Origin of the sequence: Arthrobacter sp. OAP107 (genome assembly GCF_040546765.1) — a bacterium.
GTDB lineage: Bacteria > Actinomycetota > Actinomycetes > Actinomycetales > Micrococcaceae > Arthrobacter.
In genome coordinates this window covers 3,863,815-3,878,157 of the sequence record NZ_JBEPOK010000001.1, presented here as the reverse complement: position 1 = coordinate 3,878,157, position 14,343 = coordinate 3,863,815, and the positions used below count along the sequence as shown (strand labels likewise).

The 14,343-nt window shown below is 66.8% G+C and carries 10 protein-coding genes; 3 read left to right on the top strand and 7 right to left on the bottom strand.

The window, feature by feature from the left end; translation table 11 throughout:
* The 5 genes from ABIE00_RS17755 to ABIE00_RS17735 all read right to left on the bottom strand — a co-directional run bounded on the left by ABIE00_RS17755 (position 1) and on the right by ABIE00_RS17735 (position 7,005).
* Positions 1 to 1,461, bottom strand: coding sequence for an ABC transporter permease (locus tag ABIE00_RS17755; RefSeq protein ID WP_354262023.1), 1,461 nt, complete (start codon positions 1,459 to 1,461; stop codon positions 1 to 3).
* 190 nt (positions 1,462 to 1,651) lie between these two features.
* Entirely contained in the window at positions 1,652 to 2,752 is a 1,101-nt protein-coding gene (locus tag ABIE00_RS17750) for a substrate-binding domain-containing protein (RefSeq protein WP_354262022.1), read from the bottom strand.
* A gap of 53 nt (positions 2,753 to 2,805) precedes the next feature.
* Positions 2,806 to 4,083, bottom strand: a complete 1,278-nt coding sequence (gene mmsB / locus ABIE00_RS17745) for a multiple monosaccharide ABC transporter permease (RefSeq protein WP_354262021.1) — start codon at positions 4,081 to 4,083, stop codon at positions 2,806 to 2,808.
* Positions 4,080 to 5,684, bottom strand: coding sequence for a multiple monosaccharide ABC transporter ATP-binding protein (mmsA, locus tag ABIE00_RS17740; protein WP_354262020.1), 1,605 nt, complete (start codon positions 5,682 to 5,684; stop codon positions 4,080 to 4,082). Before mmsA ends, mmsB begins: the two co-directional genes overlap by 4 nt.
* A gap of 130 nt (positions 5,685 to 5,814) precedes the next feature.
* Complete coding sequence (locus tag ABIE00_RS17735) at positions 5,815 to 7,005, bottom strand: ROK family transcriptional regulator (protein ID WP_354262019.1); 1,191 nt, start codon at positions 7,003 to 7,005, stop codon at positions 5,815 to 5,817.
* Between the two features lie 209 nt (positions 7,006 to 7,214).
* Here ABIE00_RS17735 and ABIE00_RS17730 point away from each other — a divergent pair, with 209 nt between their 5' ends.
* On the top strand, positions 7,215 to 8,021 hold the full coding sequence (locus ABIE00_RS17730) for a carbon-nitrogen hydrolase family protein (protein ID WP_502914229.1): 807 nt from the start codon (positions 7,215 to 7,217) through the stop codon (positions 8,019 to 8,021).
* On the opposite strand, the gene ABIE00_RS17725 is transcribed toward ABIE00_RS17730, so the two are convergent.
* Positions 7,988 to 9,637, bottom strand: coding sequence for a PucR family transcriptional regulator (locus ABIE00_RS17725; protein ID WP_354262017.1), 1,650 nt, complete (start codon positions 9,635 to 9,637; stop codon positions 7,988 to 7,990). The two genes, ABIE00_RS17730 and ABIE00_RS17725, sit on opposite strands and share 34 nt — an antisense overlap.
* Positions 9,627 to 10,859: an alanine racemase gene (gene alr / locus ABIE00_RS17720; protein WP_354262016.1), complete on the bottom strand. Its 1,233-nt coding sequence runs from the start codon at positions 10,857 to 10,859 to the stop codon at positions 9,627 to 9,629. The genes ABIE00_RS17725 and alr overlap by 11 nt, the downstream gene beginning before the upstream one ends.
* Positions 10,860 to 10,961: 102 nt before the next feature.
* Here alr and ABIE00_RS17715 point away from each other — a divergent pair, with 102 nt between their 5' ends.
* Both ABIE00_RS17715 and ABIE00_RS17710 read left to right on the top strand, forming a co-directional pair.
* Complete coding sequence (locus tag ABIE00_RS17715; protein WP_354262015.1) at positions 10,962 to 12,500, top strand: amino acid permease; 1,539 nt, start codon at positions 10,962 to 10,964, stop codon at positions 12,498 to 12,500.
* 33 nt (positions 12,501 to 12,533) lie between these two features.
* Positions 12,534 to 14,267 carry a flavin monoamine oxidase family protein gene (locus ABIE00_RS17710; RefSeq protein ID WP_354262013.1) on the top strand — a complete coding sequence of 578 codons (1,734 nt, stop codon included), beginning with the start codon at positions 12,534 to 12,536 and terminating at the stop codon, positions 14,265 to 14,267.
* The last annotated feature ends 76 nt before the right edge of the window (positions 14,268 to 14,343 follow it).

The following is a 14,343-nucleotide window of genomic DNA, read 5'->3' as shown; positions in this document are numbered from 1 at the left end:
CTATTCTCCTCGGAGGACTTCGATGGGGCGGATACGGGCGGTGAGCAGGGCCGGAACCAGGGCGCCGATGATGGCAACGCCGAACACTGCCGCGATGCCCGCGGCAAGGATTTCGGGCGACACGCTGGCGGTGACGGAGGTCAGCAGCCGGGAGGCGCCGCCGAACGGCCCGCCCTGGCCTCCGGGGAATCCGCCCGCGCCGCCGGCGAACCCGCCGCCGGCGAACCCGCCGCCGCGCCCGGTGGGGGCCGCCGTCGTGCCTGTGCTGGAGCTGACCAGTGCGGAGGCGACGCCGCCGCTGGCGAAGGAGGCGATGACGGCGCCCACAGCGCTACCCAGGGCCACCAGGACCAGGGCCTCGAGCACAAACTGCAGGCCGATGGTGCGGTTCGGTGCGCCGATGGCTTTGAGGACACCGATTTCGCGGCGGCGCTCGCGGACCAGCATGACCATGATCAGCAGGATGATCAGGCCCGCGGTGCCCAGAGCCGCGATGAACGCCACCAGGGAGATGTTCTTGACGCTGTCCAGTGAGGTGACGGCGGTTTCGAGGTTGCGCTGGCCCTGGGTGACGTCGGCCTTGTCGCTGCCAAGCGCGTTCTGCAGCGCCGTCTTGACGGCGTCGACGTGCTCCATGCTGTCCGCCGTGACGATGATCGTGGACAGCTCCCCGGGCAGCCCGGCCAGGGTCTGGGCGGTGGGGAGCGTGACGTAGAGGGCGTTGTTGCCGAAGGTGGTGCCTGCGTCGAACAGGCCGGCCACGGTGAAGGTCTTGCTGTTAATGGTGAAGGTGGAGCCCACGTTGAGGTTGTTCTTTTCGGCGAGGGTGGTGCCCAGCAGCGCCTTGGCGGACTCGGCCGTGTAGTCACCCAGGCCGGTGCCCGAGGTCAGTTTCAGTGCTTTGCCGGTGCTGTCCACCTCCGCACCCGTTCCGGTGGCCGTGATGGGAAGGGAACGCGCAGGCTGGGTGGTTCCGGTGCTTCCGGTGCTTCCCGTGGTTCCGGTGCTGTCCTGGTTGCGCGCACCGAGCGTTCCGGCGTCGACGGCGGCGGTGAGGGTGGTGGTCAGCGGGGTGGTGGTCTGGCCGCCGGGTCCGCCCTGCCCGCCACCGGGGCCGGCCTGGGTGCCAGCCGCCGCCTGCGCGGCGGCTTCAGTCGCGTTGCGCAGCCGAAGTGCTTTGGTTCCGACGACGGAGGTCACGTTCGGGACGCCCGCTGCGGTCGCTGCCTGCCCGGCAGTGAGCGGCTCGCCGCCGCCTTCGAAGCCCTGGCTCCCGGCCGGGTTCACCGTCAGCACCGTCCCCACCGAAGCGTTCAGCTCCTGGACTTTGGCGCCGACGGCCTGGTTGGCCACCAGCATGGCCAGGGCCAGGCCAATGGCGACCGCCAGCACGGCCACAACCGCGGCTGTTCGGACCTTGTTTCTAAACGCATTGCCTACACTTCGGGCGAGGACGCTCACTGCACTCCTTGGGATCACATGCCGGGGGATTGGCCGGCTTCGGATCCCACACTGGTCCCCGCGGCTGTGCAGGAAACGGGCTGAACCTATGTTTCCGCTGTGAGGCCGGGAGCGCGAAAAAGAAGAGCCCCGGCCCTCCCTGGTGAACTGGTCACTTCCGGGAGGGCGGGGCCCCGTGGCGTCTGCGGTGTTACTTGGTGATCGGGCCGAGAACCGGATCGCCCTCGTAGGCCGTCTTGACGTTGTCCTTGGTCACAATGACCGGCTCCAGCAGGTAGGCGGGAACGGTCTTGACCTTGTTGTTGTAGGACTTGTCGTCGTTGATCTCGGGCGTCTTGCCTGCCTGGATGTCCTTGACCATGACGATCGCGTGCTCAACGAGCTTGCGGGTGTCCTTGTTGATGGTGGAGTACTGCTCGCCGGCCATGATGGACTTGACCGATTCAACCTCGGAGTCCTGCCCGGTAACCACCGGAAGCGGCTTGCCGGCACCCTTCACCGACGTCAGGATGGCGCGGGCCAGAGTGTCGTTAGGGGAAAGCACGCCATCGATCGCGGCGCTGGTGTACGTGCCGGCGAGAAGGGTGTCCATGCGCTTCTGGGCGTTCTCTGCCTTCCAGCCCTGGGTCACGGCCTGCCCGAAGGTCTTCTGGCCGGAAAGCACCTTGAGGGTGCCGTCGTCGATCTTCGGCTGCAGGACGCTCATGGCGCCGTCGAAGAAGACCTTGGCGTTGGCATCGTCAGGGGAACCGGCGAAGAGCTCAACGTTGTACGGGCCGTTCGGCTTCTTGGCCTTCATGCCGTCCAGCAGCGCCTTGCCTTGCAGCTCGCCCACCTTGAAGTTGTCGTAGGCCACGTAGTAGTCCACGTTCGGGGTGTTCAGCAGCAGCCGGTCGTAGGCGATGATGGTGGCGCCGGCGTCCTTGGCCTGCTTCAGCTGGGTGCCGAGCTGCGCGCCGTCGATCGCGCCGACGATGATGACCTTGTCACCCTTGGTAATCATGGCGCTGATCTGGTTCTGCTGCTCCGAGACGCCGCCATTGGCGAACTGGACGTCCGGCTTGAAGCCGGCCTGGCTGAGTCCGTCGTTGAACAGCTTCTCGGCAAGGACCCAGTTCTCGCTGGTCTTCTGCGGAAGCGCGACGCCGATGGCGGAGTCCTTGGGGAACGCCTCGCCGCCGGAGCTTCCGCCGCTCGTCGTACCGCTGTCTGAACGGCCGCAGGCTGTCAGCGCCAGTGCCGCAATGGCAGCGATTGCTGCCGCCTTTCCTGCCTTACCAATCATTCGCATTTGCTCGGTTCACTTTCTATAGGGGTGGGAAATGCATCCGGGAGCAGCGGTGCTCAGGCTTCCCGGGAGATGGTTTCCTTCGTGGAGGTCACTTCGTCCGGCTGGAGTGCGGCGCCCCCGCTCGGGCGGTTGAAGCTCTGGGTCAGCATGCCGATGATGGACCGCTTGCCCTGGCTCTTGTTGTAGACGTCGAAGGCGACGGCGACCAGCAGGACCAGGCCCTTGATGATCTGGGTCAGGTCGGCGCCAACGCCCAGGAGCTGCAGGCCGTTGTTGAGCACGGCCATGACCAGGCCACCGACGATCGACCCGATCACAGTTCCGACGCCGCCGGTCACCGCTGCGCCGCCGATGAACACGGCAGCGATGGCGTCGAGTTCCCAGCCCACGCCGTCGAACGGGCCGGACGCCGTGGAACGGCCGACGAAGATCATGCCGGCGAGCCCGGCCAATATGGACATGTTCATCATCACCAGGAAGTTGACCTTCTTGGACTGGACGCCGGAGAGCTCGGCCGCGTGGCGGTTGCCGCCCACGGCGTAAATGTGGCGGCCGACGACGGTCTTGGAGGAGATGAAGCCGTAGATGAGCACCAGGACGGCCAGGATCAGGCCCGGGATGGGGAAGGACGTGCCGGGCCGGCCGGTGGCGAACAGGTACGTCGCGTAAAGAATGGCACCGCAGACCAGGACCAGCTTGGTGACCATCACCCAGCCTTCGGGGACTTCGGCGCCGAGGGCCTTGGCGGTGCGGCGGGCGCGGAGTTCGCCGAAGATCACGAACGCGACGGCCAGGAGGCCGAGCAGCAGGGTCAGGTTGTTGTAGCCCGTGCTGGGCCCTACCTCGGGCAGGTAGCCCGATCCGATGTACTGGAAGTCCGCCGGGACGGGGATGGTGTTGGACTTGCCGACGAACTGGTTGAAGCCGCGGAACAGGAGCATGCCGGCCAGCGTCACGATGAACGCGGGGATGCCCACATACGCCGTCCAGAACCCTTGCCAGGCTCCGATCAGGGCACCCAGGACGAGGCCCAGCAGAATGCCGGCGTACCAGGGAACGTTCCAGTCCTGCATGATCAGGGCGACCGTGACGCCGACGAAAGCAGCCACGGATCCGACCGACAGGTCGATGTGGCCGGCGATGATCACGAGCACCATGCCGATGGCCAGGATCAGGATGTAGGAGTTGCCGTTGAAGAGGTTGATCACGTTTCCGGGCGTCAGCGTGCGGCCCGCCGTGGCGAATTGGAAGAAGATGATCAGGGCGACCAGGGCGAAGATCATGCCGAACTGGCGGGTGTTGCCGCCAAACAGCTTCTTGAGCGCGTTCATTTTGTCAGTCCTTGTTCTGGAAGGTTCTGGAGGGTTTCCAGAGGGTCAGGCGTTTTTCGGGCGGAGGTCATGAGTTTCATGAGGCTTTCCTGGCTGGCGTCGTCTTTGTCCAGGACTCCGGTGATGGCGCCCTCGAAGATGGTGTAGATCCGGTCGGAGAGGCCCAGCAGTTCAGGCAGCTCGGAGGAGATCACGATGACGCCTTTGCCCTGGTTGGCCAGCTGCTGGATGATCCCGTAGATCTCGTACTTGGCGCCGACGTCGATGCCGCGGGTGGGTTCGTCCAGGATCAGCAGGTCCGGGTCAGTGAACATCCACTTCGCCAGGACCACCTTCTGCTGGTTCCCGCCGGACAGCTTGGCCACGCCCTCCTCCACGGACGGCGTCTTGGTCCGCAGGGACTTGCGGTACTGCTCAGCCACGGTGAATTCCTTGTTCGCATCCACGACGAAGTGCTTGCTGATTTTGTGCAGCGCGGCCGAGACTGTGGTGGTTTTGATGTCATCCAGCAGGTTCAGGCCGAGGGATTTCCTGTCCTCCGTGACGTAGCCCAGGCCGGCATCAATGGCCTGCTTGACATTCTTCAGGTGGAGTTCCTTGCCGTCCTTGTAGATATGGCCGCTGATGAAGCGGCCATAGGAACGGCCGAACACCGACCGTGCCAGTTCAGTTCGGCCGGCGCCCATCAGCCCGGCGAAGCCGACGATCTCGCCGCGGCGGACAAAGAAGTTCGAGCCCTTGCAGACCAGCCGGTCCTGGACCTGCGGGTGCCCGACGGTCCAGCCCTTGACCTCGAACAGGACGTCGCCGATCTTGGGTTCGTGGTGCGGGAACCGTGATTCCAGGGTGCGGCCCACCATGCCCTTGATGATGCGGTCCTCGTCGACGCCGTCGGCCTTCACGTTGAGCGTCTCGATCGACTTGCCGTCGCGGATGATGGTGATGGAGTCCGCGATCTGTTCGATCTCATTGAGCTTGTGGGAAATGATGATGGACGTGATGCCGCGGCCTTTCAGGCCCAGGATCAGGTCCAGCAGGTGCTGGGAGTCGGACTCGTTCAGCGCGGCGGTGGGCTCGTCGAGGATGAGGAGCTTCACGGACTTGTTCAGCGCCTTGGCGATCTCCACCAGCTGCTGTTTGCCGACGCCGATTTCCTTGACGGGAGTGTCCGGGTCCTCCCGCAAACCCACCCGGGCAAGCAGCTCGCGGGTCCGGAGGCGGGCCTCGGCCCAGTCGATTACACCGCGCTTTACCGGTTCGTTGCCCAGGAAGATGTTCTCCGTGATAGAGAGCTCCGGGATGAGCGCCAGCTCCTGGTGGATAATCACGATGCCCGCGTGTTCGCTGGCCCGGATGTCCCTGAACTGCTGAACCTCGTTCTGGTACACGATGTCGCCGTCGTAGCTGCCGTAGGGGTACACGCCGGAGAGGACCTTCATGAGCGTGGACTTGCCGGCGCCGTTTTCCCCGCAGATCGCGTGGATCTCCCCGGCCTTCACCACCAGGCTCACATCGGACAAGGCTTTAACGCCGGGGAATTCCTTGGTGATGGAGCGCATCTCCAAGAGAACCGGCTCGCGCTGCGTGTTGAGGGACGTCATATGCCCTTACGCCTCCAATGCATTGACTTCGTTGTCTTCCCTGCAAACCACAGGGCCGTCTGATGAAAAAAGTAGATGGAGCATGCCATTGTCGTCAAGTCTTTAACGCAACGGCGGGGTAACGAATAAGTTACGTGCGCCGGATTCCGGCGTGCTGGAAGACCAGCGACGCGGCTCCCAGGGCCTCCGCGCGGTCGTTCAGGGAGGACATCGTCAGGGTGGTGGTTTCGCCGATGACGGGCACGGCGTGGCGCACCAGTCCGCGCCGGATGGGATCCAGCAGGATGTCGCCCAGCCCCGCCAGCGGACCGCCCACCACGATGACTTCGGGGTTGATCAGGTTGGCCACGTTCCCCAACGCCCTGCCCACTGCGAGGCCGGCGTCATCCACTACGCGCAAAGTGGCCGCATCCCTTGCCAGCGCCTTGCGGACGATGTCCTCGGGCGTGAGCGGACGTTCCTCGCCGCGGCTCAGCAGTTCGATCATGGTGGTGGTGGAGGCTATGGTTTCCAGGCACCCCCTGTTGCCGCAGCGGCAGATCAGGCCGTGTTCGTGGATGGTCGCGTGGCCGATTTCGCCGGTGATCCCGACGTTGCCGTAGTACGGGTTGCCGTTGAGGATCAGGCCCGCGCCAATGCCGGAGCCGATCTTCATAAACAGCAGGTTGCTGATGCCGCTGTGTGGTCCCCAGGTGACTTCGGACAGGGCGCCCAGATTCGAGTCATTGTCAATGAATATGGGGAATTGGAACGCCTCCTCCAGGCGTTCCTGGATGTCGATGCCCACCCACTCGGGGAGGATTGCACCCTGGGCCACGGTGCTGGTCCTGCGATCGATGGGGCCGGGGATTCCGACGCCGGCACCCACCACGGCGGTGCGCTCCACTCCGCTGTCTGCCAGCAGTTTGTCGAGCAGGGCGACGGCCGCCTGGATGCCCTGCTCGGCCTGGTGGCCGAGGGGCAGGAGCACCGATTCCTCCGCGATGATGTGGTAGCTGAGCGAGGCCAGAACCACCCGCAGGTGCCGTCGGCCGAAGTCGATGCCCACCGCCACGGCACCGTTGCTGTTGAGCCGGACGTTGAGTGCACGGCGCCCGGAACTGGTGGTTGGCTCGGTGGAGGCAAGGCCCGAATCCTGCATGATTTTGACGATGTTGGACACTGTCGCGGTGGACAGTCCTGTCTGCCGCGCCAGTTCCGCCTGGGTCGAAGGGCCGTTGAGCAGGCATTCGATGATCCGCTGCTGGTTCAGATGCCTCAGGGCGGATTGCGACCCGGGGTTTTTGGTTCGGCTCCTCGTTGAGCGCGATGGTGAGGGCATGAAATGAACATTGCACCATCGGTGGGCTTGTAGTCAAGAAGTTAACGCAAGACGCCGGCATGCGGAAGAGGGAAGGTGCCGGGCAATCTGTCCCACGGACGGTGCGGGGCGGTGCAAATGGGCCGGTTAAGACGCCCCCGGCGCGGATACGCTGAGTGAAACGGCGTCCGGTGTTGGGCGGGCGTCCACGAAGACTTGAGGTGATCACGGTGAAGCTGGCGCTGATGCAGGCGAACTCCAGTGTTTTGGACATTGAACGGAACTGCGCAGCCATCGACCGCGCGGCTCGGACGGCCGCGGAGGCAGGCGCGGCGGTGCTCCTGACCCCCGAGCTTTTCCCGGTGGGCTACGCCCCGCTCCGGGTCAGGGCGGAGCTGGACCCCCAGAAGCTGCCCGACATCCGGCGCGCCCTTGCCGGTATCGCTGCCACCCACCGGATCGCACTGGTCTACAGCCTGCCTGCCATGACGGCCGAGGGGCAGTGGCAGATCACCGCGACGGTTTTGGACCGTACCGGAGACGAAATCCTTACTTACGCCAAGGTCCACCTTTTTGGGCCGGAGGAGCGCAAGGCGTTCAGCCCCGCGGAAGCAGCCCCCGCCGTCGTGGATCTCGGCGGCGTCAAAACCTCGCTGGCCATTTGCTACGACGTAGAGTTTCCCGAAACCGTGCGTGCGGCCGCCACGGCCGGGGCCGACCTGCTCCTGGTTCCCACGGCGCTGGCCCACGGCTTCGAATCCGTGCCGCAGGTGCTGCTGAGGGCCCGGGCGCTGGAGAGCCAGCTGACCGTGGCCTATGCCAATCACTCCGGGGAGGAGGACGGCTGCGCTTTCCTGGGCGGAAGCGTTATTGCCGGCCCGGACGGCGAACTGCTCGCCGCCGCCGGCCCCGGCCCGGAACTGCTGTTCGCCGAGGTCAGCCCCGAGGCGGCCCGGCTGGCGCGGGATGCCGTGCCCTATCTGCGCGAACGCCGGCCGGATGTTTACCGCGCCTGGGGCGAGACCGGACGGCCGTAGTCGGGGACGGCCGGCAGCTCGTCGACGTACTGCAGTGCAATCCAGAGTTCGGCCCGGACCTGTGCCTGGTTCAGGTCGGTGTCCAGCAGTTCGGCCACAGCATTGATCTGCCGCCGGACGCTGTTGCGGTGCAGTCCCAGCGTCTTGGCGGTTGCATCCCAGTTCCCGTTCTCGCCGAGCCATGCCCTCAGTACGGACAAATGCGCGGTGCGGCGTTCGCTGTCCTGGTTGAGCAGCGGTTCCAACAGCCGGCCGGCCAGCATGGTTCCGGCCTCCTGGCCCAGCAGCCCCGCGACCGTCCACGCCACTTCACCCACGCGGGCGCTCTTGCCGGTGGTCTGGACTCTTTGGCGCAGAGCGGTCACCCGCTGGTAGGCGCTGCTCAGGTCGGTGAGCTCGCTGGCATCGCCGATGACCAGCCGCCAGCCGAGCTTCTCCACGTCGGCCAGCAGTGCGTCGTCCACCTTGAGCCGGGTGATGGCGGCGAAACCGTAGTCCGTGAGCTCCACGAGCTTGGTGTCGAACAGGCGGCGCCACTGCAGCAGCTCCCGCACCGGGCTTTCTGCGGTCCGTCCGGCAGCCTGCCCCACCCTGATTCCCTGCACCACGCGCAAGGGGCCGGAGCGCGTGGAGGAAGTGCTCTGGGCCAGCAGGTCCCGGAGCCCGTTGATGTGCCGCGCCCCGCCGGAGGCGAGGCTGTCCGGGTGAAGCAGCAGGGACGTCGCCAGCTGGCTCGGTGCCAGGGAGCCGCTGGTCCGTTGCCGGACCAGCAGCTCAAGGAGTCCGACGGCGGAGGACACCACGCTGTTTTGCGCCGGAGTCAGGGGCGCATCAGTGCCCAGCACCAGCGCGCCAAGGTTGGCGTCGCGGGTGCTGCGCAGCGGGTGGCCGAAGACGAGCGCTGATCCAGGGGCATTGAAGGTATCCATCTCCACCCGCGGCCCGCTGCCACCCAGCAGCCTCCCGAGCAGCGGCTGCAGGGTGGCGGCCTCAACGCCGGAACCGGCCCGGGCGCGCACCCGCCCGTCCGCGCCGACCAGCATGGCCCAGACCGGGACCCGCTGGACCAGCGCGGCCAGGAGCTCATGTTCGGGCCGGGCGGACAGGACGGCGCGCATCAGCTGCCGGTTCGTGTCCGCGAGGTGGCGGAATACTTTCGCGTTCTCCGACTCCAGCAACTGGGAGAACTCGAGCCCAATGGCAGCGAACGGGAGCGTGCTGGGCACCTTCACCAGGGTCAGGTTGTGCCGGACACAGGCGTCCACCACAGCGTCCGGCACGGCGCTGAAGTATGGCTCCAGGCCAAAGCCCAGGGCCCCCACCCTGGCCTTCACCAGGCGCCCCACGTAAGCGTCAACCCGGGCGGCGTCACCCGCGTCGCCAACGAAGGGCAAACCTGCCGTGAGGAGGAACTCGCCGTCGAGCAGGTACGGCGTGGGGTCCTCCAGCTCACTCGGCTCAACCCACCGCAGCAGTCCCGAACCGTTGCCGCCGTCGTGAAGAACCGTGAGCTCCGGCGGCAGCTTCGCCAGGAACTGTTCCAGGGTGACGACACTCAGCCGCTCCGCCGCCGCACTGGCTGCGGGCGCCGTCCGCGCCACTGCCTCAGGCGACATCCGGCGCACCGTCCCCTGGCTCCTCGTAATCCGGGCACTCGTGTGCCTGCGGCTGGCGGTAGGCGCGGGGAAGGCGCGGTGCGATCCTGTTGATGATCTCGTCGCCGTGGCTTCCGATGGCCGCGCCCCACTCATCGGCGCTCGCGGCCCCGCTCCGGGGATCGCCGAACAGGACGGCCGTGTCACCAACGCTGACACCGCCGGGCTCGGGACCCAGATCCACCATGAACTGGTCCATGCACACCTTGCCGATCACGGGAACCCGCCTGCCGCCCAGCTGCACGACGTTCCGGCCGGAAATGCCTTTCGGGATGCCGTCGGCGTAGCCCAGCGGGATCAGCGCCAGGGACCTCGGCTCATGGGTGATGGCCTGGTGCTCATAGCTGACGCCGGTGCCCGCCGGAACTTTCTTCACCAGCACCACGGGGGCGGTCACCGACAGGGCGGGCCGGAGTCCGTAATCGGCCGGATCAAGGTGGTCCGCCGGAGCGAGGCCGTAGATGGCCAGGCCCGCCCGCACCATGTCGAACGCAAATTCCGGCCGGTCCAGGATGTTCGCCGAACTCGAAACGTGGCGCAGCTTCGGGTCAAGTCCTGCCTCGCGCGCCTGGCCAACGGCCGTCTCGAAGGCGTCCACCGCCGCCGCGTTTCCCGGGTGGGCGGGAACGTCGGCCCATGCCAGGTGGGTCCAGATGCCGCGCACCACCAGGTGCCCTGCGAGCTCCGCCTGCCGCGCCGCCGCCACCAGGCCGGCCCAGTCCTCGGCACGCGCGCCGCCACGGCTCAGGCCGCTGTCCAGCTCAAGGTGGACGGCCGCGGGCTGCCCCAGGGAACGCGCGATGCCCGCCACGATATCCAGTTGCGTGACGCTGCCCAGGGAGATGTCGACGTCGTGGCTGACTGCCTCGCGGATCGTTTCGCTTGACGCGGTGGCGAGGTACAGCCACGACAGCACCGGTGCAGTGATGCCCGCCTGGCGCAGAGCCAGGGCCTCGGTGAGCTGCGCGGTTCCCAGCCAGTCGGCGCCGGCGGAGAGGGCCGCCCGGGCCACGTCCACCAGGCCGTGGCCGTAGCCGTTCCCCTTCACCACGGCCATGAAATGCGGCGCCGGCGTGAGTGCCCGGAGAGCCCGGACGTTGTCTGAAATGGCGGACAGATCAACGCTGACCTGCCCGGAAAGCACCGACTCAGGCGTGCCTGTCTGTTGTGCATTACGTCTCATGCCAGAACACTATAGGTCATTTTGCACACCCTTGAGATCCGGCTCACACGCCTAGGCTTGAGGCACGGAAAGCCCCCAACTACCCACGAACGGACGTCAACGATGACTGTGCCCACCCAAGCAGGAGAGCGGCCTCCGATGCAGGCCGGCCGCCCCGGACTGGCAGCCCAGCTGCTTCGCCGAAAGCCGATCGGACAGATGGTCCAGGAAGCCGAATCGGGCCATGGCGGAACCCGCCTGGTCCGCAGCTTCGGGGTCGTGCAACTGACGATGATCAGCGTTGGGGCCACCCTCGGCACCGGCATCCTGGTGATCCTGGGTGAGTCAGTGCCGCTGGCGGGGCCGGCCATCTGGATCTCGTTCGCCATCGCCGGCTTGGCCGCGCTGCTCTCCGCCGTGTCCTACGCCGAGATGGCCGGCCTGGTGCCTGCCGCAGGCTCCAGCTACTCATACACGTACGCCACCATGGGCGAGGGCATGGCCTGGATCTGCGGCTGGTGCCTGGTGCTCGAATACGCGGTTTCCGTCGCGGCGGTGGCCGTGGGCGCCGGCCAGTACGTCAACGAAACGCTGGGCGTTTTCGGACTGGCCCTGCCGGACGGGGTGTCGCTGCCCCCTGGTGACGGCGGCCTGGTCAACGTCCCGGCCATGGCGATCGTGGTGCTTGCCATGGTCCTGCTGGTCCGGGGCGCCAAGGAAAGCGCATGGATCAACACCGCGATCGTGCTGGTCAAGGTGGGCATCCTGGTCTTCTTCTGCGCCGTGGCCTTCACCGCGTTCAACGGCGGCCACTTCGAGCCGCTCCTGCCGATGGGCGCCGCCGGCGTCTCGGCAGCCGCCTCCCGGGTGTTCTTCTCCTACATTGGCTTCGACGCCGCCTCCACCGCGGGCGAGGAAGCCCGCAACCCCAAGCGCGACCTGCCCCGGGCCATCATGCTGTCCATGCTGATCGTCACCACCATCTATGTGCTGGTCGCCGTGGCAGCCATCGGCGCCCGTCCCTGGGGCTGGTTCGACGGCACCGAGGCCGCCCTGGTGAAGATCCTGGAGGAGATCACCGGACAGCCATGGATCGCGCTGGTGTTCGCCGTCGGCGCTGTCCTCGCCATTGCCAGCATCGTGCTGACCGTCCTCTACGGCCAGACCCGCATCCTGCTGTCCATGTCCCGCGACGGGCTGGTTCCCCGCATCTTTGGCCGCGTCTCCCACCGCACCGGCACACCAGTGGCCGGAACGCTGATCGTGGGGACCGCCGTCGCCCTCACCGCCGGGCTGGTCCCGCTGGGCGCGCTCGCGGACGCCACCAGCATCGGCACCCTGTTCGCCTTCGCCCTGGTGAACCTGGCGGTCATCCACCTCCGCCGCACCCGGCCGGAGCTCAGGCGGACCTTCCGGGTTCCGCTCTTCCCGCTGACACCGATCCTGGGCGCGCTGATGTGCGTCTACCTGATGGCCAACCTGAGTACTGAAACGTGGGTGACCTTCGGGATCTGGATGCTCGTGGGACTGGCCGCGTACTTCGGCTACGGCCGGCGGCACTCGCGGGTGGCCGCACTGGGGCAGGAGGAATACCGTGAACTATCCGGCCGGAACTATTCGCCAGCCCCCGCATCCGCTGAACAGACCATCTCCCACCAGTAAGACAACACACGAGACCACGGAGACAGACCTTCCATGACAACCGCTACCGAGCTGCCCGCATCCGACCCGTCCAGCGCCGTCACCACTGCGCCCGGCCTTGCCGGGGCGGGCGCGCCGGACCAGGCTCCGGTGACCATGCTGAACCCGGACTTCCCGTTCAGCTATGACCACTATCTGTCCCACCCGGACGGACTGGGTACGGTCCCGCCGGAACTGCACGGGACCGAAGTCGCCGTGGTGGGCGCCGGCCTGTCCGGGCTGGTGACGGCCTACGAACTGATGAGGCTCGGGCTGCGTCCGGTGCTCTACGAGGCTGACCAGCTCGGCGGGCGGCTGCGCACCGCCAGCTTCCCCGCGGCCCCGGACGTGGTGGCGGACCTGGGCGGCATGCGGTTCCCGGTTTCCGGCAAGGCGTTCTACCACTATGTGGACCTGCTGGGACTGGAGACGCAGGACTTCCCCAACCCGCTGGCCCCGTCCACCTCCAGCACCGTCATTGAGCTGGCGGGGCAGAAGCATTACGCCACCACCTCGGCGGACCTGCCGCCGTTCTTCCGCGAAGTGGCCGACGCCTGGAAAGCGGCCGTGAATGACGGCGCGCAGTTCACCCAGATGCAGGAAGCCATCCGGGCGCGGGACACGGCCCGAATTAAGGAGCTGTGGAACGAGCTTCTGCCCGAGCTCGACGAGGAGACGTTCTACGGCTTCATCGCCGGCAGCCAGGCGTTCCGCAAGGCCGGCTTCGCGCACCGCGAGGCGTTCGGCCAGGTCGGCTTCGGCACCGGCGGCTGGGACACCGACTTTCCCAACTCCATCCTGGAAATCCTCCGCGTCGTCTACACCGACGCCGACGACCAGCACCGGCTCATCGCCGGGGGAGCGCAAAGGCTCCCCGAGGCACTTTGGCGCCACGCGCCGTCGGGCATGGTGCACTGGCCGGCAGGGACGTCCCTGGCGTCCCTGCACTCCGGTTCCCCGCGCGGAGCCGTGGAACGGATCAGCCGGGACGGCGACGGCAACCTCCGGATCCGGGAACGCTGGGGGAGGGAAGCCTCCTACCCGGCCGTGGTCACCACCTGCCAGTCATGGCTGCTGTCCACCCGGATCCACACCGAGGAGGCGCTGTTCCCGGCTGAGCTGTGGACGGCGATCGAGCGCTCGCACTACATGCAGTCGTCCAAGACGTTCGTGATGGTGGACCGGCCGTTCTGGAAGGACATCGATCCGGAAACCGGCAGGGAAGTGCTGTCCATGACGCTCACAGACCGGCTCAACCGCGCCACCTACCTGCTGGACAACGGCCCCGACCAGCCCGCCGTGATCCTGCTGTCCTACACCTGGAACGACGACGCCCTGAAGTGGCTGGCGCTCGACGCCGACGAACGGGTGGAGCTGATGCTGCACTCGCTCGAGCAGATCTACCCCGGCGTGGACATCGCCAGCCACATCGTGGGCCAGCCGATCACCGTCTCCTGGGAGGCCGACCCCAACTTCATGGGCGCGTTCAAGGCGAACCTGCCCGGGCACTACCGCTACCAGCAGCGGCTCTTCACACACTTCAAGCAGGACAAGCTGCCGGCGAACCAGCGCGGCATCTTCCTCGCCGGCGACGACGTGTCCTTCACCGCCGGCTGGGCCGAGGGCGCCGTAACCACGGGCCTGAACGCGGTGTGGGGCGTGGTGAACCACCTCGGCGGCTCATCGGCACCCGGCAACCCGGGCCCGGGCGACCTGCTGGACGAGCTGGGACCGATCAGCCTGGACTAGCCCGATCAGCGTGGACTGGGGTGCCGGGCCAACCAGGTAGCACGTCAGGGCGTTCCCAGCCCCGGGAACGCCCTGT

What these genes read in the sequence shown, in the direction of transcription:
- ABIE00_RS17750 (WP_354262022.1), bottom strand. Translation starts at nt 2,752, where the DNA reads ATGCGAATGATTGGTAAGGCAGGAAAGGCGGCAGCAATCGCTGCCATT.
- mmsB (WP_354262021.1), bottom strand. Translation starts at nt 4,083, where the DNA reads ATGAACGCGCTCAAGAAGCTGTTTGGCGGCAACACCCGCCAGTTCGGC.
- mmsA (WP_354262020.1), bottom strand. Translation starts at nt 5,684, where the DNA reads ATGACGTCCCTCAACACGCAGCGCGAGCCGGTTCTCTTGGAGATGCGC.
- ABIE00_RS17735 (WP_354262019.1), bottom strand. Translation starts at nt 7,005, where the DNA reads ATGCCCTCACCATCGCGCTCAACGAGGAGCCGAACCAAAAACCCCGGG.
- ABIE00_RS17725 (WP_354262017.1), bottom strand. Translation starts at nt 9,637, where the DNA reads ATGTCGCCTGAGGCAGTGGCGCGGACGGCGCCCGCAGCCAGTGCGGCG.
- alr (WP_354262016.1), bottom strand. Translation starts at nt 10,859, where the DNA reads ATGAGACGTAATGCACAACAGACAGGCACGCCTGAGTCGGTGCTTTCC.
- ABIE00_RS17715 (WP_354262015.1), top strand. Translation starts at nt 10,962, where the DNA reads ATGACTGTGCCCACCCAAGCAGGAGAGCGGCCTCCGATGCAGGCCGGC.
- ABIE00_RS17710 (WP_354262013.1), top strand. Translation starts at nt 12,534, where the DNA reads ATGACAACCGCTACCGAGCTGCCCGCATCCGACCCGTCCAGCGCCGTC.